Genomic DNA, 23,351 nt, shown 5'->3' with positions numbered 1-23,351 from the left:
GTCAAGTCGCTATCGCTACGTTCAAGTCGCCGCTGCCGAGCGGCTGCGCGGACGCCAGCCGGATTCGGTACAGCGCGTCGCCCCATTCATGCTTCAGGCCCGCGTCGTCCAGCGCCAGGCGTTCGACGTCGGCACGCAGCGCGCGCGGATCGAACTTCAGGTGCACCGTCCGGCCCCCTGCCACGGGCAGCGCCACGACGCCAGCCTGCGCCGCATCGGGCTTGCGCGGCGTGACGAAGACGAGGGCCACGGGCGCGGGACGGGCCAGCGCGAACGTCTCGCGCAGGTTCACCGTGCCGGCGGCGCGGTCGAGCGCGATGCGCCGTTCCCACGTCCTGATGCCCGCCTCGGGGCCGTACGCGGTTGCCAGGTCCATCGTCATGCCCATATCGTCGACGCGCACCCGGCTCGCGCGGTCGCGCGCATCCCGCCCGACCTGCATCCGGCCGCCCACGAGCGGCAGGTTGTGCCAGCCCGACTGCATGGTCCAGATGGTGTACCGGTCCTTGCTGAACGTCTTCGCCGTATAGGCTTCGACGCCGGGGTCCACGAACACCGGCTGGCCGTCGTGGAACACGATGAAGCTGCCGGAATCGTGGTGGCCGTGGCTGCGCGCGTTCGACGCCGCCTGCGCGGCCAGGAAGAATCCCTGCGCCGAGCCGCCCTGCGCGCGCGCCGTCATCAGGCCGAGGGCGGGATACCAGGACGCGCGCTGCAGGGCGTCGCGGCCTTGGGTCGAACGCATGCGCGCGACCTCCAGCACGTCGGCCACGTCGCGCGCGAGCCGGCCCTGGTCGGACAACGCGATGCCGCGCGCGGGCGCACGGAACGCACCGAACGCGGCCAGGTCGGCGTCCCCCGTGGCGCGGCCGAAGCGGTGCAGCAGCGGCGGCGAATGGTGTACCTTCGCGTGCGCATCGCCATAGTTCACGTACCAGTCGCCCGCCACGTGCACGTCCAGCACGTAATGGCCCATGCGGCGCACGAACGGGTCGGCCGCCAGGTTCACCGCCGAGCCGGTCGCGGAGTCCAGCGCCATCAGGCTGTCGAGGTAGGGACCGGCGGACAGCGTCCAGTAACCGGGGCCCTCTTCGCATGCGCCGTCGTCCGAATAGTCTTCCAGGAAGCCGTCCAGGCAGCGGCAGATCTTCAACGTGGCCGCGATGCGGCGCGCCGGATCCGGCTCCAGCAACAGGTTCGCCTCCAGCCAGCTGGAAGCGATCCACGACGTCCAGTTGTTCAGCGGTTCCTTCTTGTCCTTCAGGCCCATCCACTTGAAGTCGTCGCGCGTAAAACCCGGATCGAGGATGCGGCGCTTCACTTCCGCCGCGATGCGCAAGGGGAGCAGCGGCGACACCGCGCGCAACTGCTCGCCCACGAGTTCATGGACATACGCCAGCGTGACGCCCGTCTCCGCCGCGAACAGGTCGATCACGGGTTCGTCCGCATCCGGCAGGCCGACGCCGCGCTCGAACATGCCGCTGTGGGCCGGCAGGCCCCAGAAGGTTTCCTCGCACACGTGCCAGACGCCGTCCGCGATCGCGTGCAGGTAGCGGCCCTGCCCCTGCACGCATTCGGCCAGCACGAAGCCCGCCAGGCGGCTGCGGCGCTCGAAATAGCGTTGTTCGTAATGCGTGCGGTTGCCGGTTTCCGCGAATTCCAGGAACAGGCTGGCCGGCAGTTGCGGCCACTCGGTGCCCAGCCAGGCGTCGGCGCGGGCGATCAGCGCCGCGGCCACGTCGGCCGGCACCTGCGCCCACGCGGCGCGGTCGCCCGCCCGCGGATACGGATGCCACGCCCCGGGCGGCGGCAGGCGGCGGCGCAGCAAGGCCTCGTCGACGACGGCACGCAGGTAGCGCTTGGGCACGCGCGGCGCCGGGGCCGCGCCGCCCTGCTCTCCCGCCGGTCCGGCCGCCGCGCGCAGGCCGGGCGTGCCCAGCAGCGCCAGCGCACCCAGTCCGCGGGTCAGCGCATTCCTTCGGTTCATGTCGTCTCCCTGATGAGTTGTGACAACGTTACCACTCACGTTCGCAAAAGACAATAGGGTTTCGCTCAACCTGGTGGTCGATTCAGAGAGCGCGGTGGGGTGGTAACGATGTCATCGGGGCCGTCAGCCCTTCGGTGCAGGCCCCGTGGAATCGCGGATGACGAGGCGGGCCGGCAGCTCGATGCGGAAGCCCTCGGCCCGGCCGTTGCGCATGGCGTCGACCAGTTCCGCGACGGCGCGCACGGCGATCTCGTTCAGCGGCTGGCGCACGGTGGTGAGCTTGGGGAAGACGACGGCCGCGCGGATCACGTCGTCGAAGCCGACGACGGAGAGATCGTCCGGCACCTTCAGCCCGGCGTCGGAAATGGCGTCCATGGCGCCGAACGCCATCGCGTCGTTGGCGGCGAAGATCGCGGTGGGCGGTGCCGGCAGTTCAAGAAGCGCCTGGGTCTCCGTAAATCCGCTGGCATCGTTGAAATCGCCCTGGCGCAGATAAGCCGGCTCGAGCGCGATGCCGGCCGCGCGCAGCGCATCCTCGTAGCCGCGCTGGCGTTCCTCGCTCTGGCCCGTGAACGACGTACCGGCGATGAAGGCGATGCGGCGGTGGCCCAGCCCGAGCAGGTGCTCGACGGCGCTCTTCGCCGCCATGCGGTTGGAGCCGAGGACGACGGGCAGGTCGATCGGGCGCGCCGCGAAGCTCACCAGCACGCACGGGGCGTGCGCGCGTTCCAGCTTGTCCAGCAGGCCGTCGTTCGCGTCCGGCAGCAGCAGGAGCAGGCCGTCGCACAGCTTGCGCAGCATCTCGGCCGTGCCGGCGCGGCGCGCATCGTCGAAATGGTCGGCGTTGAAGACGATGAGGTCGAAGCCGAGCCGGCGCGCCTCGTCGTTGATGGCGCTGAGCAGCTCGTGCATCACGAGCGAGCGGAAGCCGTTGACGAACACGCCGACGAGGCCCGAGTTCCCGCCCCGCATCTTCTGCGCGAGCATGTCCGGCGTATAGTCCAGCTTCGCGGCCGCCGCGAGCACGCGTTCGCGCGTCTCCTTCGCCACCCGGCCCACGCCGCGCAGCGCGCGCGACGCCGTGATCAGCGATACACCCGCCTCCTCGGCCACTTCCGTCAACGTACTTGTCTTCTGCATTCCGATCCCATTTTCCGCGCCGCCAAGGTCGCACGCCTGCCACGTTACCTAAATCGTTCTGAATAGGCAAGACGGCGCGGGCGCCGCTCAGAACCGGTGGCGCACGCCGAATGCATACGTTCGTGCCCGGTCGGCTCCGGCGAGCCTGTCGGTCTGCGCCACCGCGTACAGGTCGGTGCGCCGCGACAGCAGCCAGTCGTAGCCCGCCGCGCCCGTGTCGCGCCGGCCCGCGGGCAACCCCGGCGAACGGGTCGTCGTGCGCGCCCACGATGCGAGGACGTTGCCGCGGCCCGCGGGCAGCGCCGCACCCGCCTGCCACGTCTTCGCCGCCAGGTCGGGCGCGCTGCCGTCCGCCTTGTCCCAGGACGCGTACAACTTCATGCCGCCCAGGTCGTAGCTGCCGCCGGCGAAATACGTCTTCTGTTCCGAGCGGCCGATCTGCGCGAGGCCGGGTCCGACCCGCACGCGCTGCACGCTGACGGTGGCCGCCACCGGACCGGCGCCGTACGTCAGCGTGGCGTTCAGGTTGTTCGTCGCCGTGCCGGCCCGCGTTTCGCCGAGGCCGGCCATCACGGTCGCCTTCACGCCGCCCATGGATGGCGTGGTGTACGCCACGACGTTGTCCCAGCTCGTGTCGCCCGCCACGGCGCGTCCCATCGGCACGGACCAGATCTGGGCCAGCAGCGGTGCCAGGCGGATCGATCCGCCGAACGGATTCGCCTGCGCCGTCGCGACGAACAGCGGGTTCAGGATGCGCCCGAGCCGGATCTCGCCCGCGGCGCCCTGCAGGCCCACGAAGGCGTTGCGCGCAAACATCGCGTCCGTGGACGTGCGCCCGGCCGTGCCGGTGTCGACCTGCAGGTAGCCTTCGATCGCGTAGATCGCCTTCATCCCACCCAGGTCCTCGCTGCCGCCCAGGCCCCAGAACGACGTCTGCATGCCGCCGTTGCCGACCATCGTGGTCGCAGGCCCGCCGGCGCTCGTTTCCGAGCGCCCGGCCCACACGTCGAGCACCCCGTACACCTGCACCGCCGACTGCGCGCACGCGCCGCGCGCGAGCACGACCGTCACCGCCAGAACCGCCGCCTTGCCAATCCGTTTCATACCGTCTCCTTGTCATTGATGTGTATTTAGATTATCGTTCGATCACTTAGTTTTGTATACCTGCGGCGCACCCGGCGCAAAAAAACGTTTTAAGCGTTGCAGGAATGCGAAACCGAGGGGCAAGTCACAGAACAATTGATGATCGATCTATCACTAACGGAGACAGCAATGACGAATCGAAGACAGTTTCTCGGACAAGGCGCGGGCACGATCGGCGGCATCCTGCTCACCGGCTGCGGCGTGCTGGGCGCCGCGCGCGCGGCCGTGGCGCCGGCGCAACGCGCGCCCGGACGCCCAGTGGGCGCGCCCCGCACGATCGACGTGCACGCGCACTGCGTGATCCCGGCCGCGCTCGCGCTGATGGGCATGGACGTGTACGCGCTGTATCCGCAGACCATGAAGGGCGGCCGCGAATGCGTGATCGTGGTCGACGAACGGATCGCGGCGATGGATGCGCAGGGCGTCGACATGGAGGTGTTGAGCATTAACCCGTTCTGGTACACGCAGGAACGCAACACGTCGGCGCGGATCGTCCGCCTGCAGAACGAAAAGCTGGCGGAACTGTGCGCGGCCCGGCCCGACCGCTTCGCCGCGTTCGCGTCGCTGTCGCTCCAGCATCCCGACCTGGCCGTACGCGAACTGGAATACGCCGTGCGCAAGCTCGGGTTGCGCGGTGCCGCGATCGGCGGCAGCGTGGCCGGCGCCGACTTCGCCGACCCGCGCTTCCATCCCGTGTGGGCGAAGGCGGAAGAACTGGGCGCCGCCCTCTTCGTCCACCCGACGGGTGTGCCGGAACTGGCCAAGCGCTTCGAAGGCAACGGGTGGATGGCGAACGTGATCGGGTATCCGCTGGAGACGACGATCGCCCTGCAGCACATGATCTTCGAAGGGGTGCTCGACAAGTTTCCCGCGCTGAAGATCTGCGCCGCGCATGGCGGCGGCTACGTCGCAGCGTCGGCCGCGCGCATGGACCACGGCTGCTTCGTCAACCCCGGCGCGTGTTCGCACGGGCCGGCGCTCAAGAAGAAGCCGGGCGAGTACGTGAACCAGCTGTATTTCGACAGCCTCGTGTTCACGCGGGAAGCGCTGGGCAATCTCGTGCGCCAGGTCGGCGCGTCGCAGGTCGTGCTCGGGTCCGACCATCCGTTTCCATGGTCCGACAAGCCCGTCGACCACGTGCTGGCCACGCCGGGCCTGACGGACACGGACAAGGCCGCGATCCTGGGCGGCAACGCGCGCCGCCTGCTGGGACTCGCATAATGGATCGAATGCGCGGGCGGCCGCCCGCGCATGCCGCCTAGGCCTTGCGGATGCGTTTCAGCACGGCGGGCGCGCTGTCGAGGAAGGCATGGACGTGCTGGTCGATCAGGCGGTCGAGGTCCTTCGGCACCTGCAACCCGTAGACCCATTTGCGCACGCCGACATAGAAGATCGCCGCGTGCAGGCCCCAGATGAATTCGATCTCGTCCTCGTACTGCTGCGGCGTCGGATCGGCGATCTTGTACTGGCGCCGTAGTTCGGCGAGGATCACGTCGAAGATCCGCTCGCGCAGGCGCGCCAGGTAGCGGTTGTTGATGCCTTCGCGCGTGAGGCCGGCAAAGATGAAGATGCGGATCCAGTCGCTCTTCAGGATCACGCGGCCGTACTGCTGGTAGAACTCGAGCAGGCGGTCCGCCAGCGGCCGCGCGCGGTCCCTAAGGATGTCTTCCCAGTCCGGATTCCAGCGCGACAGGTACACCTCCTGGAACACACGGTCGGCCAGCGCCTCCTTGTTCGGGAAGTAGCGGTACAGCAGCGGTTGCGAGACCCCGATTTCCTTCGCCAGGTCGCGCGTGCTGGCGCCGAAGCCGTACGTGGCGAAGTACTTGATCGCCTTCTGCACGATCAGCTGCTCGCGGTCCTCGCGCGCGAGGCGGCGCGTGCCTTCCGGGGCGGCCGCCGCGCCGGCCGCTTGTTTCGCGCGCGTCTTCTTCTCGATACTCGAACTCATGCTGGCCCTTTTCCGTGTGGATCGAGTATAGGGGCTCGGTTATCGTTTGACAACTTAGCCGGCAGCCGCATGCGCGCCGGCCTCGTCGAAACGGGGCGGCACCGCCGTCTCGCGCATGACGGCGTCCGGGGTGCGGTAGCGCTCCGCCATTCGCATCTCGTGCTCGGTGGCCAGTTGCGCCTGCATGTAGGCGCCGAGATGGCGCGCATGGGCGACGATGCGCATGCCGTACGCCACGCGCTCGCGCGAGTAGGCTTCGAGCGCGGGCCCGACCGGCAGCCGCGCCAGCCAGCCCGCCAGCGCCTGGGCGTCGCCCGCCGCCTTGGTCACGCCCATGCCGCAATGGGGTCGCGCGACGAACGCGGCGTCGCCCAGCAGCGCCACCCGCCCGAACACGAGCCGCGGCGATTCGAGGTCGTAGATCGGCTGGAAGAACGGCTGGGCGGTGCGGGCGACGACTTCCGCGAATTGCGGCGCCAGCGACTGTCCGGCGACGGCACGGATCTCGCGCAGCACCGACCCGGCGATCAGCGGCGGCGGAATCCCCTTTTCGTACACGCGGCCCGCGTCGTCCGTCGACAGGCGCAGCACCTCGGCCTCGTCGGCGGGACGGTACCACACGAAGTTGTAGCGCCGCCGTCCCGGCTCCATCGCGTTGCCCGCGCCGGCCACGGGATAGCCCAGCATCTGTTCGCGCGGCGGCAGGCAGAAGCCGAAGTGGCCGAACAGGCGCGCGTGCGTTTCCGCGCTGAGGGCGCTCTCGTCGACGAGGCCGCGCCACGCCACGTAGCCGGCGTACCTCGGCTGGACGTCCGGCGCCAGCAGCTGGCGCACGGACGAGCGGATGCCGTCGGCCGCGACCAGCAGGTCGGCCGTCGCGCGCGTCCCGTCGGCGAAGCTGGCCGTCACGCCGTGCTCGTCCTGGTCGACGCCGACGACGTGCCTGCCGCTGTGGTAGCAGGCGTCCGGCAGGGCCGCGCGCAGCAGCGCATACAGCCGCCCCCACGCCGTGAGGACCTGGGGATGCGCGTGCTCGCCGACCACGCCGCCGTCCCGATCCAGCGTCAGGCGCGACGCGACCTCGACACCGATGTCCGCGTCGTCGATGCCGAGCGCCGCGAGGACGTCGAACAGTTCCGGATGGGTGACGACGCCGGCGCCGCGTTCCGCCAGCTCCTCGCTCACCCGTTCATACACATTGACCTCCCAGCCCGCGCGCAGCAGCAGGTTGGCCGCGAACAGCCCGCCCAGCGAGCCGCCGATAACGGCCACGGTTCCCTTCGTCATGATCATCTCCTTTGTCGTTGTATCGGATGGGCGGGCGTCAGGCCAGCCCGAGTGCGCGCGCTTCGTCGTGCGGATAATTCAGTTCCACCGTCACGCCGCTGGGGTCCGCGACGAACAGCTGGTACAGCCCGAGCGACGGCACGGTGCGCTCCGTGAACGGCGCGCCACGCGCGGCGAGCCGCGCGCGCATGCCCGCCAGGTCCGTCGCGAGGAAGGCGACATGGTCGACGGCGCCGCTGCCGGTCAATGCCACCTCCTCCTTGTCGCCCAGGTAGTCCTTCAGTGCCTGCGGATCGTCGCGGTCGATGCCGATGATGTGGACGACGCCAAAGTCGCCCTCGTCGCCGCCCAGGTACAGCCAGATGCCAGGAAACCTGAAGGGAGGACGGAAACCCTCCTTCATGCCGAGCACTTCCGTGTAGAAGCGGCGCGACGCTTCCAGGTCGCCGGTGCGGATCGAATAATGACCCAGTTTACGTATGCCCATCGTCTCCTCCTTCGTGTCGAATGATCGAAATATATGTGATCAATCGATCATTAGCAAGCCAATTTTTTAGCGAATTCTGTTGACATGCCAAGACTAAGATCCGATTATTGATCACACGATCACTTAAAAACGGAGACATCATGAACCGAACCACCACGCTTGCCGGTGCCGCGTGCATCGCCCTCGCCGCCTGGTGTGCCCCCGCGGGCGCGCAGACGGGCCCGATCAGGATCGGATTGCCGGTGCCCCTCACGGGGCCCTACGGCGCCGAGGCGCAGGACCAGGTGCGCAATGCCGAACTGGCCATCCGCGAATTCAACGACGCCGGCGGCCTGGCCGGGCGCAAGGCCGAGCTGCTCGTGCGCGACGACAAGCTCAACCCGGCGGAAGCCGCGACGCGCGCGCTCGAGCTGATCGAGAAGGACCATGTCGACTTCATCGTGGGCAGCCTGTCGGCGGCGACACAGCTCGCCGTGAACAATGTGACCAGGCAGCGCAAGGTGCCGTACATCTCGATCAGCCAGTCCGATGCGATCAACGAGGCGGCCGACTTTTCGCGCTACACGTTCCACGAATCGCTGAACCCGCACATGACGACGCAGGCCGTGGGCCGCTATGCGTTCCGGAAGGGGATGCGCATCGCCTTTCTCACGGCCGACTATGCGTACGGCCAGGAGATGACGCGCGGGTTCACCCGCGTGGCGAAGGAAGTCGGCGCGACCGTCGTCGGCGAGATCCGCCATCCGCTCGGCGCCACCGATTACTCGCCCTACCTGCCGCGCCTGATGGCATTGCGCCCCGACCTCGTCGTCTTCAACAACTTCGGACGGGACAACCAGATCTCGATCAAGCAGGCCGGCGAGTTCGGCCTCAAGGGCCGCACGAAGTTCGTGACGCCGGTGCTCACGTACACGTCGCGCGTCGCCGCAAGTGCGCGCGTGTACGACGGCGTCGTGGGCGGCAGCTCCTACTACTGGGCGATCGAGTCGACGACGCCGTCGGCGCGCGCGCTGAACGACCGCTACCGCCGCGCCTACAACGGCGCCGTGCCGTCGGACTACGGCTCGATGGCCTATTCCGCCGTCCGGTCGCTGCTGCAGGCCGTGAAGGCGGCCGGCACGAGCGACACCGAGAAGGTGGTCGACGCGCTCGCGGCGCTGCGCTACGACACCTACAAGGGGCCGCAGTCCTACCGCGCATGCGACCACCAGTCGATGCAGTCGGTGCTCGTGATCCAGTCGAAGGCGGCGCCGCAGGGCTCGCCCGACATCTTCTCCGTGCTGCAGGTCGCTCCCGCGTCGGCCGACGCGCTGCGCAGCTGCGCGGAACTGGGCTTCAAATAAACCGCGGAGGTCGTCATGGATGGCATCACACCACAGCTGGTCGCGCTCCAGCTGTTCACCGGACTGGCGCTCGGCGCGGTCTACGTCCTGCTCGCGGTCGGCCTGTCGCTGATCTTCGGCATGCTCACCGTCGTGAACTTCGCCCACGGCGCATTCTTCATGGTCGGCGCCTATGCCGGCTACGCGCTGTACCAGGTCGTGCCCAATTTCTGGCTCTGCCTCGTGCTCGTGCCCCTCGTCGTCGCCGCATTCGGCATGGCGGTCGAGCGCACGCTGATTCGGCCGCTGTACGGACGCGGCATCGACTATCCGCTGCTGCTCACGTTCGGCCTCGCCTACGTGATGGTCGAAGCCGTGCGCATCGCGTTCGGCAAGCAGGGCCTGCCCGTCGACACGCCGGAACTGCTGCAGGGCTCGGCCGACATCCTCGTCGGCGAATTCCCGCTGTACCGCCTGTTCGTGATCGGCGTGACTGTCCTCGTGCTGGCCGGACTGTGGCTGTTCATCGAAAAGACCTCGTTCGGCCTGATCGTGCGGGCCGGGGCGCGCGACCCGCAGATCGTGCGCATCCTCGGCATCGACGTGGCGCGGGTCTGGCTGATCGTGTTCGGCCTCGGCACGGGCGTCGCCGGCCTCGCCGGTTTCCTCGCCGCGCCCATGCAGGGCATCAGTCCCGAGATGGGCGGCTCGGTGCTGACCGTCGCCTTCGTCGTGACGGTCGTGGGCGGCATGGGATCGCTCGTGGGCGCCATCGTGGCCGGCATCCTCGTCGGCGTCGTCGAGAGCCTGGCCGTGCTGTTCGTGCCCGAAGCGGCCAAGGTGTCGATGTTCGTCATCATGGCGCTCGTGCTGCTGGTCCGTCCGCAAGGCCTGTTCGGCCGCGCGGGCCTGATGAATTGAGGGAGGAATCATGAATGCACATTCCGATGCGCTGTACGACGTGGCGGCGCCGCGCGGGACGTTCGCGCGCATCCGCACGCACCGCGTGCTGGCCAGCGTCCTCGTGCTGCTGGCCCTGCCCTGGCTGATCCCGAACCAGTCGGTGGCGACGAACATCCTGATCTACGGCCTGTACGGGGTCGGGTTCAACCTGGTGTTCGGCTACATGGGCATGCTGTCGTTCGGCCACGCCGCGTTCTTCGGCGTCGGCGCGTACGCGGCCGGCATCCTGATCGCCCAGGCCGGGGCGCCGTGGTGGGCCGCGCTGCCCGCCGCCGTGCTGGTCGCCGGCGTTCTGGCGCTGGCGATGGGATTGCTCGCGATCCGCACGCGCGGCATCTACTTCGCCATGGTCACCCTCGCGCTGGCGCAGTGCGTCTACTTCCTCGTCTACCAGTTCCCGCTGTCGGGCGGCGAAAACGGTTTGCGCGGCGTGAACGTGGCGCAGGTCCATCTGCCCGGCCTGACCGTCGACCTGCTCGATCCGACGGCGAAATACCTGGCGTTCCTCGCCGTCGTGGCGGTGGCGCTGCTCGCCGTCTCGCGCGTGCTGGCGTCGCCGTTCGGCGGCGCCGTCGAGGCGATCCGGGAAAACGAGGCGCGCACCCGTGCGTGCGGCTTCAACGTCGAGCACACGAAGCTGATGGCCTTCGTGCTATCCGGCGCCCTGTGCGGTCTCGCGGGCGCGCTCGCCGCGATCCACCTGTCCAGCGTCGCCATCGAGAGCCTGCACTACGAGACGTCGGGCCTCGTCGTCATGATCTGCCTGCTGGGTGGCATGGGGACGTTCTTCGGCCCGTTCGTGGGCGCGGCGCTGTTCCTGCTGATCCAGGACGTGTTCTCGCTGTGGACCGAGCACTGGCAACTGTATGCCGGCGCGATTTTCATGTTCTTCGTGCTGTTCTTCCCGAAAGGCGTATGGGGCACGATCCTGGAGAAGACCCATGGCCGCTGACATCATCCTCCGTACCGAGCGCCTGACCCGCCGCTTCGGCAAGTTCACGGCGCTGAACGACGTCTCCGTCGAATTCGAACGGGGCAAGCTCACCTCGATCATCGGCCCGAACGGCGCCGGCAAGAGCACGTTCTTCAATCTCCTGTCGGGCAGTTTCGCGCCGTCGTCCGGCCGCGTCGTGTTCGACGGGGTCGACGTGTCGCGCCTGCGCCAGCACCATTACGCGCGGGTCGGCGTGGCCAAGTCGTTCCAGATCACGAACGTGTTCCCCGCCTTTACCGCGCTGGAGAACGTGCGCGTCGCGCTGCAGGCCGGCGTCGCGCGCCTGAACTTCTGGGGCCGTCGCGACGCCCTCGGCCTGGAGCCGCGCGCACGCGACCTCCTGCAGCTCGTCGGCATCGCCCAGCACGCGGCGCGCCCGGCGCGCGAGCTGGCGCACGGGCAGCAGCGCGCGCTGGAGATCGCCATCGCCCTCGCGGCCGACCCGAAGCTGCTGCTGATGGACGAACCCACCGCGGGCATGAGTCCGGAAGAGACGCGCACGATGATGGCGCTGATCGAACGGCTCGCGTCCGAGCGCACCCTCGTGCTCGTGGAGCACAAGATGAAGATGGTGATGGGCATCAGCGACCGCATCGTCGTGCTGCACCACGGCGAACTGCTCGCCGCCGGCACGCCCGCCGACATCCGCGTCAACGACGAGGTGCGCCGCGTCTACCTGGGAAAACACTGAGGACATCATGCTCAAGATCGATAAACTGAACGCCTGGTACGGCACCAGCCACATCCTGCAGGACGTCAGCCTGCACGTGGACCGCGGCGAGGTCGTCTCGCTCCTCGGACGCAACGGCGCCGGCAAGACGACGCTGCTCAAGAGCGTCATGGGCCTGCTGAAGAAGACGGCCGGCGCCGTGTCCTTCAAGGGCGCGGACCTGCTGGGGCTCCCCGCCCACGCGCGCTACCGCCACGGGCTGGCGTACGTCCCGGAAGAACGGCGCATCGTGCCGGGCATGACCGTGCTCGAGAACCTCCGCCTCGGGATCATCGCTTCCGGGAAGGCGAAGGACGAACGCGCGATCATCGAACGGATCGCCGCGACCTTCCCGCGCCTGAAGGAAAGGCTGGGCCAGGAAGCCGTGACCATGTCCGGCGGCGAGCAGCAGATGCTCGCCATCGCCCGCGCCACAGCGGCCGGGCCGGACATGATCCTGCTCGACGAGCCGTCGGAAGGCATCATGCCGGTGCTCGTCGACGAAATGTTCGAACTGTTCCTGGCACTCAAGCGCCAGGGGACGACGATCCTGCTGGTGGAACAGAGCGTCGAGACGGCGCTGGGCATTTCCGACCGCGCCTACATCCTCGACCAGGGCGCCATCGTCTACAGCGAACGGGCCGATGCGATGCTGGCCGATCCCGCCATCCAGGAACGCTATTGCGCGGTGTGACTCAGTGCAGGTCCACCCGCGCACGCAGCGCCGGGCCGCCGGCGGCCGGCCGGTTGCGGTCGGCCGCCAGCTTCACGAGCAGCGCCGCCATCGACACGAGGGCCGCCGCGGCCACGACCATGAACACCTGGCCGAACGGCAGCTGGCGCCGCGCCAGCTCCGCCACGAGGAACGAGCCGGCGATGCCGCCGAAGCGGCCGATCCCCAGCATCCACGCGACGCCGGTCGCGCGCCCCTGCGTCGGATAGTACGCGGCCGCCAGCGCGGGCAGCGACGACTGCGCCGTGTTCATCAGCGCGCCGGCGCCGAACACGGTGACTGTCAACAGGCCCACGTTGCCCGCCACCTGGCCGATCAGGAAGACCGCCAGCGCCGTCAGTCCGAAGCCGATGGCGATGATGCGGTTGGCGTCGTAGCGGTCCATCAGCCAGCCGAACAGGATGGCGCCCACGCCGCCCAGCGGGAACAGCGCGGCGATCAGCGTGGCCGTCTGCGCGGGCAGGCCGGCCTCCTTGAACAGGATCGGCATCCAGTTGATCAGCGCATAAAAGATCACGAGGCCCATGAAGTACGCGAGCCACAGCATGAGGGTGCCGACGGCGTACGAGCGCGCGAACAGCACCGTGAAGCCGCCGCCGGTCCGCGCGCCCTGCTCCGCCACCACGTAGCGCGTGGCGTCGGCGCCCGAGGCGTGGATGCGGCGCAGCACGGCGCGGATCCGCTCCGCCGGCGCGCCGCGCGCGACCATGTGGCGCACGGATTCCGGCAACCTGAGCGCCATCACGAGCAACAGGACGAACGGCGCGATGCCGCCCAGCGCCAGCACGCTGCGCCAGCCCCACTGCGGGATCATCCACGCGGCGAGGAAGCCGCCGCACGCGGCGCCGAGCGGGAAGCCGCAGAACATCGCGTTCGTGATGACGGCGCGGCGCCCGTCCGGACAGAATTCGCTGACCAGGGTGACGGCATTGGGCATCGCCGCGCCCAGGCCGATGCCGGTGACGAAGCGCAGCACGGTCAGGGTGTCGAGGTTGGTGGCGAACGCCGACGCGCCGCACGCCGCGCCGAACACGAGGACGGCCGCGAGCAGCATGATGCGGCGCCCCAGGCGGTCCGCCAGCGGGCCGGCGGCGAGCGCGCCGGCCGCGAGCCCGAACAGCGCGGCGGACAGCACGGGCGCCAGCGCCGGCTTGGCGATGCCCCACTCCTTCAGCAGCGACGGCGCGATGAAGCCGATGGCGGCGGTGTCGAACCCGTCCAGCAGGACGATGAAGAAGCACGTGGCGAACACGAGCCACTGGTACGGCGAGAAGGGATGGCGGTTGATGAATGCCTGGACGTCGAGGTCCTGATGGGTCATGACGGTCTCCATGGTGCCGGCTGTTGCCCGCCGTGTCGATCCAGCTTAACAATGCAGCGTTCGATAGTCAACCGTGTGTGCGATCAACGAACGCCGTTGCGGTTTGCGCAAAGGTGTTGCCGGCCGCCGCCGGATTATCGCCGCGGCCTCGCGCCGCTACAGTGAGGCCACCTTGTCAACGGAGTCTTCCATGTCCCACCTGCTCGCACCCACCCGCCTCGGCGACCTGACGCTGTCGAACCGCATCGCGATGGCCCCCGTCACGCGTGCCCGCTCCGGCGCCGACGGCGTCCCGACCGCCGCCAACGCCGCCTATTATGCGCAGCGCGCAGCGGCCGGCCTGATCGTCAGCGAAGCGACCAATGTGTCGCGCCACTCCGCCGCGTTCGAACTGGCGCCGGGTCTGCACGACGACGCGCAGGTGGCCGGCTGGCGCCGCGTGATGGACGCCGTGCACACGGCCGGCGGCCGCCTGTTCGCGCAGCTGTGGCACAGCGGCCGCGTGAGTTCGTACGCGCTGCTGGATGGCCGCGCGCCGCTGGCGCCGTCCGCCGTCAACGACGACCTGCACCTGCTGCAACCGTACGCCGCGCTGGAAAACGGCTTTTATACGCGCATCGCGGCATCGCCGTCCCGCGCCATGACCGTGCAGGACATCCACGCGGCCGTCGACGAATTCCGCGTCGCCGCCCGCAACGCCATGCGCGCCGGGATCGACGGCATCGAACTCCACGCCGCCAACGGCTACCTGCCGCACCAGTTCCTGTCGCCGCACACGAACCGCCGCGACGACGCTTTCGGCGGCTCGCTCGCCAACCGCGCGCGCTTCCTCGAACTCGTGCTGCGCGCCGTGCTGGACGAAGTGCCGGCCGGCCGCATCGGCGTGCGCCTGTCGCCGTTCGCCGCCTACAACAACGCCACCGACCCGGCCACGGAAGAGACGTACGCCTACGTCGCCCGGATGCTGGGCGAGGCCGGCATCGCATACCTCCACGCCGCCGATTCGAACGCGTGGGCCGGCGCGCCGGACATGGACCGCATCCTCGCCGTGCTGCGCCCGAACTTCGGCGGCGCCATCATCGCCAACGGCGGCCTCGATCCCGCCGCCGCGGACGCGCTGATCGCATCCGGCATGGCCGACCTGGCCTCGTTCGGCCGCAGCTTCATCGCCAACCCCGACCTCGTCGACCGCATCCGCTGCGGCGGCCCGTACAACACGCCCGACCCGTTCACGTTCTACGGCGGCGGCGTCCATGGTTATCTCGACTACGAACCGCTGGCCGCCTGACCGAAAGGAAGTCGCGCCCGCGCCACGGCGGGCGTAGATTCGCACACATCTCAAGGAGTCTTCATGCACACCCCTGCCAAACACGCACCCGACATCGCGCCGGGCATGATCCGCCTGCTGGCCACCTCCGCCGGCCTGATCGTCGCCAACCTGTATTACGCCCAGACGCTGGTCGGTCCGATCAGCGCCGCGACCGGCCTGTCGCCGGAAGCGGCCGGCCTGATCGTCACCCTGACGCAGGTCGGCTACGCCCTCGGCCTGCTGTTCATCGTCCCGCTGGGCGACCTGCTCGAGAACCGCAAGCTCGTGTTCTCCGCCCTCCTCGCCACGGCCGCGGCGCTGGCCACCGCCGCGTTCAGCACGAACGCGTGGATGTTCCTCGTCGCGTCGCTGGGCATCGGCCTCGGCTCCGTCGCCGCGCAGATCCTCGTGCCGTTCGCGGCGCATTTGTCGCACGAAGCGACGCGCGGCCAGGCCGTCGGCAAGGTCGTCAGCGGCCTGCTGCTGGGGATCATGCTGGCCCGTCCGGCCGCGAGCCTGATCGCGGACCACGCCAGCTGGCACGCCGTGTTCGGCGGCGCCGCCGTCGCGGTGTTCGTCCTCGCCTTCGTCCTGCGCGCGAAACTGCCGCAGCGTGTGCCCGTGCACAGCCTGTCGTACGGCCGCCTGATCGGATCGTTGTGGCACCTGCTCGCGACGACGCCCGTGCTGCGCCGCCGCGCCGCCTACCACGCCGGCCTGTTCGGATCGTTCAGCCTGTTCTGGACCGTCACGCCGCTGATGCTGGAAGGCCCGCAATTCCACCTGTCGCAAACGGGCATCGCGATCTTCGCCCTCGTGGGCATGGCGGGCGCCGTCGCATCGCCGGTCGCGGGACGCCTCGCCGACGCGGGCCATACCCTGATGGCGACGGCCGCCGCGCTCGTCCTCGGCATCGTCGGCTTCGCGCTGCCGCTCTACCAGCCGGAATCGCGCACGCTGGCGCTGGGCATCCTCGTCGCCGCCTCGATCGTGCTGGACATGGCCGTCGCCGCCAACCTCGTGCTGGGCCAGCGCGCCATCTTCGCGCTCGGCGCCGAAGTGCGCAGCCGTTTGAACGGCATTTATTTCGCGCTGTTCTTCGCCGGCGGCGCACTCGGCTCCGCGGCCGGCGCCTGGGTCTATGCCCACCACGGCTGGCACGCCACCCTGCTGGCCGGCATGGCCTTCCCCGCCGCCGCGCTGCTCGTGTGGTTCGGCGAACTGGCCGGCCGCCGCGCGACCACCGGCGCGACCGCATCATGAGCCCGCGCGCCCTGGTCATCGGCGGCTCGCTCGGCGGGCTGCTGGCAGCGAACACGTTGAAAACCATCGGCTGGAGAGTCGACGTGTTCGAGCGCTCGCCCCACGCGCTCGACAGCCGCGGCGGCGGCATCGTGCTGCAGCCGGACGTGCTGCACGCCTTCCACTTCGCGGGCATCCGGCCCGCCGGCGCGCTGGGCGTGGCGTCGCGCGACCGCATCTACCTCGACCGCGCGGGCGACGTCGTGCGGCGCGACCATCAGCCGCAGACGCAGACGTCATGGAACATGCTGCACGGGACGATGCGGCGCGCGCTGCCCGACGCCTGCATCCATCCGGGCGAGACGCTCGAACGTATCGAGCAGGCGGGCGGCCAGGTGCGCGCGGTGTTCGCCAGCGGCCGCGTGGAGACGGGCGACCTGCTGATCGGCGCGGACGGCGCACGCTCGACGGTCCGTTCGCTGATGCTGCCCGACGTGCGGCCGGACTATTCGGGCTACGTCGCCTGGCGCGGCCTCGTGCCGGAGCCCGATCTCGATGCGGCCAGCCGCGCGGTGCTGGACGGCGTGTTCGCGTTCCAGCACGACGAAGGCGAGCAGATGCTGCTCGAATATCTCGTCCCCGGCGAAGACGGTGCCACGGCACCGGGCCAGCGGCGCTGGAACTGGGTGTGGTATCGCAAGGTGCCGCAAGACAGCCTGCCCGCGCTGCTGACCGACCGCACTGGCCGCACGCACACGTTCTCGCTGCCGCCGGGCGCGCTGCCGGATGCCCAGGCGGCCGTGCTGCGTGCCGACGCCCGCGAACTGCTCGCACCGCAGTTCAACGCGCTCGTGCAGAAGACGAAGGAACCGTTCGTGCAGGCGATCCTCGACCTCGCGGTGCCGCGCATGGTATTCGGCCGCGTGCTCCTGCTGGGCGACGCGGCGTTCGTCCCGCGCCCGCACACGGCCGGCGGCGCGGCCAAGGCGGCGGCCAATGCGCTGGCGCTCGCCCAGGCCCTGCAGCGCACCGACCAGCCCATCGAAGCGCGCCTGAAGGACTGGGAAGGCCTGCAGCTGCGCGCCGGCCGCAATCTGGTCGACTGGGGCCGGCGCATGGGCGACGGCATCATGGGTGTGCGGCGAGCAGCAGGCTACACAGGTTCCCCCGCTGGAACGCCGGATCTTTAAAGGCGAGGAAGTCGTCGTTGAAGGTGCCGAACGTCGTCTCGGGACGGTGCTTCAGCCCTTCGTAGAACGTGTCGATGACGGCGTGCGCGAAGCCGTGGCCGCGCGGGTGCGCGGCGAGCACCCTGTCCCGCTCCGCCGCCGGGATGGCGTCCATGCCGCGGCCCACCATGTCCATGCCGGCGCCGGCCTGCACGAGGCGGATTTCCGGATGCATGTGCTCGGGAATGCCGGGCGTCGTGTGCAGCGCGATCGCGAGCCAGACCCGTTCGGCGCTGTGTTCGTCGATGCCGTGGCCGCGCAGGAAATCGCGCGCCGCGTTCGCGCCGTCGACCTCGAAGCGCTGCCGGCTGCCGTGGTAATGCGGCGTGATGCCGATGTCGTGGAACATGGCGGCGGCATACAGCAGCTCGGGGTCGAACGCGAGGCCGAGCTTGTCGCCCAGCAGCGCGCCCCACCAGTACACGCGGGCCGAGTGCTGGAACAGCATGTCGCTCGCGGTGTCGCGCACGTACTGCGTGATCTCGCGCGCAAGCCGGCTGTCGGGCAAGCCGTTCATTTCGCGGCCGGGAGCACGAGCTTCTGCTCCCCCTCGTCCAGCACGAACACGGCGAGCAGCGTGGCCGGCTTGTCCTTGCTGGCGTTGCGCGTCACCTGGTGGCGGGCGCCCGGATCCTCGTACCAGAACTCGCCCGTGCGGTAGACCTTCGGCGCCGCATCGTCGACGGCGCTGACGATCTCGCCGGACAGCACCTGCGCGTAGATGAACGACGACTTCGGATGCGTGTGGGGCGCCGCTTCCGCGCCGGGCGCGAACGACACCTCCACCGCCACCAGCGCCTTGCCGGGCACGTTCGGCAGCGCGCGGTGGAACAGAGGTTTTACGGTTTCGTGGGCACCGGCCGCGCCGGCCAGCAGCGCCAGACACAAAGCGATCGTGGCTTTCATCGCCGCCTCCTCAGCGCGCGGCCGTCACGGCGGCCGGCTGCGCGCGGAAGCTGATCGCCATGCGGTTGTACGCATTCATCAGGCCGATGGCGATGGTCAGGTCGGCCAGCTGCTGCTGGCTGAACACGGCCGCGGCGGCCGCATATTCCGCATCCGGCACGCCCGTCTCGGCCACCTGCGTCACCGTCTCGGCCCATGCGAGGGCCGCGCGCTCCGTCGTGTCGAACAGGCTGCCGGCTTCGCGCCACGCCGGCACCAGCACGAGCTTCTCGACGTTGACGCCTTCCTTCAGCAGGTCGCGCGAATGCATGTCGATGCAGTAGGCGCAGCCGTTGATCTGCGAGACGCGCAGGTAGACGAGGTCGACGAGCACCTTCGGCAGGCCGCAGCCCATGATGTGGCCGTACACGCCGCCGAGCGCCTTCATGCCGGCCGGGGTGGCCGCGTTGTAATCCATGCGTTGCGTCATTTTGATTCTCCTGGTTGAACTGGATGAAGACATGATGCGCCGAATGGTGGCCAAAAAACAGTGCCAAGTTTGATCATTTTTAATGTACCATCGGCCATGACCACGCTGTCCATCGGCCTCGACAGGGCCAAAAAAACACCCCTCGCCACGCAGATCTACGCGGCCATCCGCGCCGGCATCGAATCGGGGCAGATTCCAGCCGATGCGAAGCTGCCGTCGTGGCGCGACCTCGCGGCCCAGCTGGGCGTGTCGCGCGGCACCGTGCGCATCGCGTACGAACGCCTCGTCGACGAGCAGCTCGCGACGAGCTTCGGCGCGGCCGGCACCCGCGTCAACGGGCGGCCGGCCACGCCCGGCCTCGCCGGCCATACGCCCGCGCACTTGCCCGATACGTCGCCGATCCCCGAGCTGTTCCCGACCTTCGGCGCGACGCCGCTGCCGTTCCAGATGGGCGTCCCGGCGCAAGACGCGTTCCCCTATAAACTGTGGGCGCGCGTGATGGTGCGCGCGGCCCGGCACACGGCGTCCAGCCCCGTCGGCTACCCGGATCCGCGCGGCGATCCGGACCTGCGGCGCGAAGTCGCGGCCTATCTGGGCATCGCGCGCGGCATCCGCTGCAACCCGTCGCAGGTGCTGATCACGGCGGGCTTCGCCGGCGCGCTGGGGCTCGTCGTGCGCGCGCTCGCGCTGGAAGGCCAGGGCGCGTGGTTCGAAGACCCCGGTTTTCCGCTGACGCGCACCGCCCTGTCGCTCGCGGGCACGAAGGTGACGGCCGTCCCCGTCGACGCCGAGGGCCTGGACGTCGATGCCGGTGTCCGCATGGCCCCGGACGCGCGGCTCGCCGTCGTGACGCCGGGCCAGCAGGCGCCGCTCGGCATGACGATGTCGCTCGCGCGCCGCCGCGCCCTGCTGGACTGGGCGCGCGACAACGGCGCCTGGATCGTCGAGGACGATTACCTCAGCGAGCTGCAGCTGGAAGGCCGCGCGGCGCCGGCGCTCGCATCGCTCGACGAGGGCGGCCGCGTGCTGCACATCGGGACGTTCAGCAAGACGATCAGCCCCGCGCTGCGCCTCGGCTTCCTCGTCGTGCCGGCCGACCTGGCGCGCCGCTTCGGCGACGTCGCCGCATGCCTCGCGCCGGCGCCCGGCGCGACGACCCAGCGCGCCGTCGCGGACTTCCTGCGGGAGGGCCACTACCTGCGCCACCTGCGCCGCATGAAACGTCTGTATGCGGCGCGGCGCGAAGCCTTGTTGCGCTGCCTGCGCAAGGAGGCCGCCGACGTGCTGGAGGTGCAGGCGACGGCCGGCATGGCCGTCGTCACGCGCCTGCGCACGGCGGCGTCCGACGTCGACGTGGCCGCGCGCGCCCTGCGGGCCGGCCTCGCGCCCGTGCCGCTGTCGCCCTGGTATGCGCATACGCCCGCCACGCCCGGCCTGCTGCTGGGCGTGACCAATGTCGACACGCGCCGACTCGTGGCCGATTGCCGCCGGCTGGCGGAACTTGCCGTCATGCCAAAATAATCTACCCGTTGACGTATTTGACAATTGACAAACTGTTGTGCCTTAAGAAATACTTTTCGGCATGATAGAACTGAGTGCGATCCGCAAGACCTACCGCCTGGGCGGCAGCGACATCCACGCCCTGGACGGCATCGACCTGCACGTGGCGCGCGGCGAATTCGTCGCCGTGATGGGGCCGTCCGGCTCCGGCAAGTCGACCCTGCTGAACGTGCTGGGCGGGCTGGATCGCCCGGACAGCGGCCGCTACCGCCTCGCGCAGGACGAGATCAGCGCCCTCGACGACGACGCCGCATCCGACGTGCGCAACCGCCGCATCGGCTTCGTGTTCCAGTCCTTCCACCTGCTGCCGCGCCTGACCGTGCTGGAAAACGTGCTGCTGCCGCAGCGCTATGCGCGCCAGCCCGACCCGCAGGCGGCCGACCGGGCCCGCGCCCTGCTCGAGCGCATCGGCCTGGGCCGGCGTCTCGACCACCTGCCGGGCCAGCTCTCCGGCGGCCAGCTGCAGCGGGCCGCCATCGCGCGCGCGCTGCTGAACGAGCCGGACCTGCTGCTCGCGGACGAACCGACCGGCAACCTCGATTCCAGCAGCGCGGCCGACGTGATGGCCCTGCTGCGCGAACTGCACGCGGGCGGCCAGACGCTCGTGATGGTCACGCACGATCCCGCGATCGCCGCCAGCGCCCAGCGCACCATCCACCTGCGCGACGGCCGCGTCGCGGGCCAGCCATGAAGCGCCTGGTCCCGCTCCTGGCGTTCGTCGCCATCGCCGCCACGGCCGCGGACACCCGCCCGGTCCTGATCAGCGGCGAAGTGGAAGCGCTGGATTCGCAGACGATCTTCGTGCCGCCGTCGAACGCGTCGCCGATCGTCGTGCGCAGCTTCCTCGCCGAGGGCACGCAGGTCAGGAAGGGCGACATCGTGCTGCGGATCGACTCCGCCAGCACGACCAATATCGACCAGCTCCGGATGGACCGCGAACGCGCCCGCGCGAAGGCGGACAGCGAGACGGCCACGCTGGAAGTCGCGGCCATCGAGGCGGAGAAGGCGCTGGTCAACGCCCAGGCGCTGCTTGCCAAGGCCAGGGTCGACGCGGCGCTGCCGAAGCAGCAGATCATGGCGCTCGACTACGACCGCTACCAGGCGGCGCTGGGCCAGGCCACGCGCGACCTCGCGATCAAGCAGGACAACCTGAAGAACGCCCGCGCGGCCGTCTCCCGCCGCAAGGAGGATGGCGCGCTCGAAGTGAAGAAACTGCAGATCAACGAGGCGTTCCAGCTCGCCCAGGTGGCGCAGTCGGAAGTGCGCGCCACGCGCGACGGCGTCGTCGTCCACGGCTACAGCCCCTTCAACGGCGAGCGCATGGACGAGGGCTCCACGGCCTGGCCGGGCAACGCGGCCGGCACGGTGCTCGGCGACGGCCACATGGTCGTCACGGCCTGGGTGCTGGAAGCGGACCGCCCGTATCTGCGCGACGGCCAGGCCGTCGCCCTGCGCTTCGACGCGCTGCCGGACGTCGTCGTGGCCGGGAAGCTGGCCGGGATCACGAGCGCGCCGGAAGCGCGGCCGCGCTGGGGAATCGGCCGCTATTTCCGGGCACGGATCGCCCTGCCCGACGACCATGGCCTGCCGCTCGTCGCGGGGATGAGCGTGCAGGTGGAGCCGCTGGCGCCCGGCGCCGCGGCCGCGGGCGTCCGCCAGGCGAAGGCCGCCGCCCCCGCCGCGCTGGCGATCGAAGGCGAGATCGCGTCGCGCCGGACCATGCCGGTGTCGCCGCCGACCATCCCGCATGTCTGGAACTACAAGCTGGCGTTCCTCGCGCCGGAAGGCTCGATGGTACAGGCCGGGCAGCCCATTGCCGTGTTCGAATCCACCGATGTGATGAACCAGCTGATCTCGCTGCAAGGCACACTGAAGGAACGCGAGCGGGCGCTGGACAAGCTGCAGCTGGACCAGGCCGAGGCCGACCGCGCCGGCGTGCTGGCGCAGGCCGAGGCGCAGAGCAATGCCGAGAAGGCCGCGCGCAAGGCGACCATGCCGAAGGAACTCATCCGCCGCGTCGACTACGACAAGCTCGTGATCGACCGCGCCGAAAAAGCGCAGCTGGCGACGCTGGCGCAGGCCCAGTACGAGGCACAGCGGCGCGCGCGCCAGGCCGAGCGCGCCGGCCTGCAGTCCGACGCGGCGCAGTTGCGGGCCAAGATCGCCTCCCTCGTCAAGGGCCAGGCGGCGTTGACCGTCCTGGCGCCGCGGCGGGGCCTGGTCCTGCACCGCATCGGCTTCAACGGCGAGAAGTTCGCCATCGGCAGCCAGGTCTGGGTAGGCCTGTCGGTCGCGACCCTGGCCGATCCGGACCAGTTGGGCGTCAACGCCCGCGTCCCGGAAGCGCAGGCGGCGGGCGTGCGGAAGGGCCAGGCGGCGCGCGTCGTCGTGGCCGGTACGCGGCAGACACTGGCCGCGCACGTGACGGGCCTGGGACGCGCCTTCCACAGCAAATCGGCGGCGCAGGCGGTCGTCATCCGCGACGTCGAGCTGGAATTCGACGCGCCCGCGAAGGACTTGAAGCCCGGCGCCGCCGTCCAGGTGGAACTGCTGCCGGGCGTCGACCGCCGCGTCGCGGCCATCCGACCATGAGATTTCC

At 69.8% G+C, this 23,351-nt stretch carries 22 protein-coding genes; 12 read left to right on the top strand and 10 right to left on the bottom strand.

The features are described 5' to 3' along the window. Nucleotide 1 precedes the first annotated feature (1 nt). From QPK29_RS22850 to QPK29_RS22840, 3 genes are all read right to left on the bottom strand, one after another. Nucleotides 2-1,987: a heparinase II/III domain-containing protein gene (locus tag QPK29_RS22850; RefSeq protein ID WP_371771223.1), complete on the bottom strand. Its 1,986-nt coding sequence runs from the start codon at nt 1,985-1,987 to the stop codon at nt 2-4. 123 nt (nt 1,988-2,110) lie between these two features. Further along, complete coding sequence (locus QPK29_RS22845) at nt 2,111-3,127, bottom strand: LacI family DNA-binding transcriptional regulator (protein ID WP_056125799.1); 1,017 nt, start codon at nt 3,125-3,127, stop codon at nt 2,111-2,113. Nucleotides 3,128-3,214: 87 nt separating this feature from the next. Further along, nucleotides 3,215-4,231, bottom strand: coding sequence for a porin (locus QPK29_RS22840; RefSeq protein ID WP_371771222.1), 1,017 nt, complete (start codon nt 4,229-4,231; stop codon nt 3,215-3,217). Nucleotides 4,232-4,399: 168 nt separating this feature from the next. Here QPK29_RS22840 and QPK29_RS22835 point away from each other — a divergent pair, with 168 nt between their 5' ends. After that, complete coding sequence (locus tag QPK29_RS22835; RefSeq protein WP_371771221.1) at nt 4,400-5,491, top strand: amidohydrolase family protein; 1,092 nt, start codon at nt 4,400-4,402, stop codon at nt 5,489-5,491. A gap of 37 nt (nt 5,492-5,528) precedes the next feature. Here the strand turns inward: QPK29_RS22835 and QPK29_RS22830 are convergent, their stop codons facing one another. From QPK29_RS22830 to QPK29_RS22820, 3 genes are read right to left on the bottom strand one after another with little or no spacing between them, the layout of a single operon-like run. Continuing rightward, on the bottom strand, nt 5,529-6,221 hold the full coding sequence (locus QPK29_RS22830; protein WP_056125793.1) for a TetR/AcrR family transcriptional regulator: 693 nt from the start codon (nt 6,219-6,221) through the stop codon (nt 5,529-5,531). 54 nt (nt 6,222-6,275) lie between these two features. Further along, nucleotides 6,276-7,508 (bottom strand): FAD binding domain-containing protein, encoded by a 1,233-nt coding sequence (locus tag QPK29_RS22825; RefSeq protein WP_371771220.1) that lies wholly within the window; start codon nt 7,506-7,508, stop codon nt 6,276-6,278. 37 nt (nt 7,509-7,545) lie between these two features. After that, entirely contained in the window at nt 7,546-7,995 is a 450-nt protein-coding gene (locus tag QPK29_RS22820) for a VOC family protein (RefSeq protein ID WP_371771219.1), read from the bottom strand. Between the two features lie 140 nt (nt 7,996-8,135). Between QPK29_RS22820 and QPK29_RS22815 the strand changes: the two genes are divergently transcribed. The 5 genes from QPK29_RS22815 to QPK29_RS22795 are packed head-to-tail and all read left to right on the top strand — an operon-like array spanning nt 8,136 to nt 12,677. After that, a complete protein-coding gene (locus QPK29_RS22815; RefSeq protein WP_371771218.1) occupies nt 8,136-9,338 on the top strand; it encodes an ABC transporter substrate-binding protein in 1,203 nt (400 codons plus the stop codon). 15 nt (nt 9,339-9,353) lie between these two features. After that, nucleotides 9,354-10,238 (top strand): branched-chain amino acid ABC transporter permease, encoded by an 885-nt coding sequence (locus tag QPK29_RS22810; protein ID WP_413671566.1) that lies wholly within the window; start codon nt 9,354-9,356, stop codon nt 10,236-10,238. A gap of 10 nt (nt 10,239-10,248) precedes the next feature. Continuing rightward, nucleotides 10,249-11,232, top strand: a complete 984-nt coding sequence (locus tag QPK29_RS22805; protein WP_371771217.1) for a branched-chain amino acid ABC transporter permease — start codon at nt 10,249-10,251, stop codon at nt 11,230-11,232. Then, on the top strand, nt 11,222-11,965 hold the full coding sequence (locus QPK29_RS22800; RefSeq protein WP_371771216.1) for an ABC transporter ATP-binding protein: 744 nt from the start codon (nt 11,222-11,224) through the stop codon (nt 11,963-11,965). The genes QPK29_RS22805 and QPK29_RS22800 overlap by 11 nt, the downstream gene beginning before the upstream one ends. A gap of 7 nt (nt 11,966-11,972) precedes the next feature. After that, nucleotides 11,973-12,677, top strand: coding sequence for an ABC transporter ATP-binding protein (locus QPK29_RS22795; protein WP_056125783.1), 705 nt, complete (start codon nt 11,973-11,975; stop codon nt 12,675-12,677). 1 nt (nt 12,678) lies between these two features. On the opposite strand, the gene QPK29_RS22790 is transcribed toward QPK29_RS22795, so the two are convergent. Continuing rightward, nucleotides 12,679-14,037, bottom strand: a complete 1,359-nt coding sequence (locus QPK29_RS22790; RefSeq protein WP_371771215.1) for an MFS transporter — start codon at nt 14,035-14,037, stop codon at nt 12,679-12,681. Between the two features lie 190 nt (nt 14,038-14,227). Here QPK29_RS22790 and QPK29_RS22785 point away from each other — a divergent pair, with 190 nt between their 5' ends. From QPK29_RS22785 to QPK29_RS22775, 3 genes are all read left to right on the top strand, one after another. Then, nucleotides 14,228-15,325 (top strand): alkene reductase, encoded by a 1,098-nt coding sequence (locus QPK29_RS22785; RefSeq protein ID WP_371771214.1) that lies wholly within the window; start codon nt 14,228-14,230, stop codon nt 15,323-15,325. Between the two features lie 63 nt (nt 15,326-15,388). Further along, on the top strand, nt 15,389-16,609 hold the full coding sequence (locus tag QPK29_RS22780) for an MFS transporter (RefSeq protein ID WP_056125774.1): 1,221 nt from the start codon (nt 15,389-15,391) through the stop codon (nt 16,607-16,609). Further along, nucleotides 16,606-17,778: an FAD binding domain-containing protein gene (locus QPK29_RS22775; RefSeq protein WP_371771213.1), complete on the top strand. Its 1,173-nt coding sequence runs from the start codon at nt 16,606-16,608 to the stop codon at nt 17,776-17,778. The genes QPK29_RS22780 and QPK29_RS22775 overlap by 4 nt, the downstream gene beginning before the upstream one ends. Here QPK29_RS22775 and QPK29_RS22770 read toward each other — a convergent pair. From QPK29_RS22770 to QPK29_RS22760, 3 genes are read right to left on the bottom strand one after another with little or no spacing between them, the layout of a single operon-like run. Then, the gene (locus tag QPK29_RS22770; protein ID WP_371771212.1) at nt 17,717-18,334 is read right to left on the bottom strand and encodes an HD domain-containing protein; all 618 of its coding nucleotides are present in this window, start codon (nt 18,332-18,334) and stop codon (nt 17,717-17,719) included. The two genes, QPK29_RS22775 and QPK29_RS22770, sit on opposite strands and share 62 nt — an antisense overlap. Next, the gene (locus QPK29_RS22765) at nt 18,331-18,723 is read right to left on the bottom strand and encodes a cupin domain-containing protein (RefSeq protein ID WP_056125767.1); all 393 of its coding nucleotides are present in this window, start codon (nt 18,721-18,723) and stop codon (nt 18,331-18,333) included. The genes QPK29_RS22770 and QPK29_RS22765 overlap by 4 nt, the downstream gene beginning before the upstream one ends. Before the next feature lie 10 nt (nt 18,724-18,733). Then, nucleotides 18,734-19,192: a carboxymuconolactone decarboxylase family protein gene (locus tag QPK29_RS22760; protein ID WP_371771211.1), complete on the bottom strand. Its 459-nt coding sequence runs from the start codon at nt 19,190-19,192 to the stop codon at nt 18,734-18,736. Nucleotides 19,193-19,288: 96 nt separating this feature from the next. On the opposite strand from QPK29_RS22760, the gene pdxR reads away from it, so the two are divergent. The 3 genes from pdxR (at nt 19,289) to QPK29_RS22745 (ending at nt 23,344) form a co-directional block, all read left to right on the top strand. Next, nucleotides 19,289-20,713 carry a MocR-like pyridoxine biosynthesis transcription factor PdxR gene (pdxR, locus tag QPK29_RS22755; RefSeq protein ID WP_371771210.1) on the top strand — a complete coding sequence of 475 codons (1,425 nt, stop codon included), beginning with the start codon at nt 19,289-19,291 and terminating at the stop codon, nt 20,711-20,713. Between the two features lie 61 nt (nt 20,714-20,774). Beyond that, complete coding sequence (locus QPK29_RS22750; protein WP_056125761.1) at nt 20,775-21,443, top strand: ABC transporter ATP-binding protein; 669 nt, start codon at nt 20,775-20,777, stop codon at nt 21,441-21,443. Then, the gene (locus QPK29_RS22745) at nt 21,440-23,344 is read left to right on the top strand and encodes an HlyD family secretion protein (protein ID WP_371771209.1); all 1,905 of its coding nucleotides are present in this window, start codon (nt 21,440-21,442) and stop codon (nt 23,342-23,344) included. Before QPK29_RS22750 ends, QPK29_RS22745 begins: the two co-directional genes overlap by 4 nt. Nucleotides 23,345-23,351 lie beyond the last annotated feature (7 nt).

This window comes from Massilia orientalis, assembly GCF_030411975.2.
Classification (GTDB): Bacteria; Pseudomonadota; Gammaproteobacteria; order Burkholderiales; family Burkholderiaceae_D; genus Telluria; species Telluria orientalis.
Note: the sequence above shows the minus strand (reverse complement) of the source record. Positions and strands in the feature narration are given on the sequence as shown.

Excerpts from the sequence above, each read along its gene's own strand:
- QPK29_RS22825 (WP_371771220.1), bottom strand. The coding sequence starts at position 7,508 with ATGACGAAGGGAACCGTGGCCGTTATCGGCGGCTCGCTGGGCGGGCTG.
- QPK29_RS22830 (WP_056125793.1), bottom strand. The coding sequence starts at position 6,221 with ATGAGTTCGAGTATCGAGAAGAAGACGCGCGCGAAACAAGCGGCCGGC.
- QPK29_RS22800 (WP_371771216.1), top strand. The coding sequence starts at position 11,222 with ATGGCCGCTGACATCATCCTCCGTACCGAGCGCCTGACCCGCCGCTTC.
- QPK29_RS22780 (WP_056125774.1), top strand. The coding sequence starts at position 15,389 with ATGCACACCCCTGCCAAACACGCACCCGACATCGCGCCGGGCATGATC.
- QPK29_RS22750 (WP_056125761.1), top strand. The coding sequence starts at position 20,775 with ATGATAGAACTGAGTGCGATCCGCAAGACCTACCGCCTGGGCGGCAGC.
- QPK29_RS22790 (WP_371771215.1), bottom strand. The coding sequence starts at position 14,037 with ATGACCCATCAGGACCTCGACGTCCAGGCATTCATCAACCGCCATCCC.
- QPK29_RS22815 (WP_371771218.1), top strand. The coding sequence starts at position 8,136 with ATGAACCGAACCACCACGCTTGCCGGTGCCGCGTGCATCGCCCTCGCC.
- QPK29_RS22775 (WP_371771213.1), top strand. The coding sequence starts at position 16,606 with ATGAGCCCGCGCGCCCTGGTCATCGGCGGCTCGCTCGGCGGGCTGCTG.
- QPK29_RS22795 (WP_056125783.1), top strand. The coding sequence starts at position 11,973 with ATGCTCAAGATCGATAAACTGAACGCCTGGTACGGCACCAGCCACATC.
- QPK29_RS22745 (WP_371771209.1), top strand. The coding sequence starts at position 21,440 with ATGAAGCGCCTGGTCCCGCTCCTGGCGTTCGTCGCCATCGCCGCCACG.
- QPK29_RS22845 (WP_056125799.1), bottom strand. The coding sequence starts at position 3,127 with ATGCAGAAGACAAGTACGTTGACGGAAGTGGCCGAGGAGGCGGGTGTA.
- QPK29_RS22835 (WP_371771221.1), top strand. The coding sequence starts at position 4,400 with ATGACGAATCGAAGACAGTTTCTCGGACAAGGCGCGGGCACGATCGGC.
- QPK29_RS22770 (WP_371771212.1), bottom strand. The coding sequence starts at position 18,334 with ATGAACGGCTTGCCCGACAGCCGGCTTGCGCGCGAGATCACGCAGTAC.
- pdxR (WP_371771210.1), top strand. The coding sequence starts at position 19,289 with ATGACCACGCTGTCCATCGGCCTCGACAGGGCCAAAAAAACACCCCTC.
- QPK29_RS22810 (WP_413671566.1), top strand. The coding sequence starts at position 9,354 with ATGGATGGCATCACACCACAGCTGGTCGCGCTCCAGCTGTTCACCGGA.
- QPK29_RS22840 (WP_371771222.1), bottom strand. The coding sequence starts at position 4,231 with ATGAAACGGATTGGCAAGGCGGCGGTTCTGGCGGTGACGGTCGTGCTC.
- QPK29_RS22760 (WP_371771211.1), bottom strand. The coding sequence starts at position 19,192 with ATGACGCAACGCATGGATTACAACGCGGCCACCCCGGCCGGCATGAAG.
- QPK29_RS22765 (WP_056125767.1), bottom strand. The coding sequence starts at position 18,723 with ATGAAAGCCACGATCGCTTTGTGTCTGGCGCTGCTGGCCGGCGCGGCC.
- QPK29_RS22820 (WP_371771219.1), bottom strand. The coding sequence starts at position 7,995 with ATGGGCATACGTAAACTGGGTCATTATTCGATCCGCACCGGCGACCTG.
- QPK29_RS22805 (WP_371771217.1), top strand. The coding sequence starts at position 10,249 with ATGAATGCACATTCCGATGCGCTGTACGACGTGGCGGCGCCGCGCGGG.
- QPK29_RS22785 (WP_371771214.1), top strand. The coding sequence starts at position 14,228 with ATGTCCCACCTGCTCGCACCCACCCGCCTCGGCGACCTGACGCTGTCG.
- QPK29_RS22850 (WP_371771223.1), bottom strand. The coding sequence starts at position 1,987 with ATGAACCGAAGGAATGCGCTGACCCGCGGACTGGGTGCGCTGGCGCTG.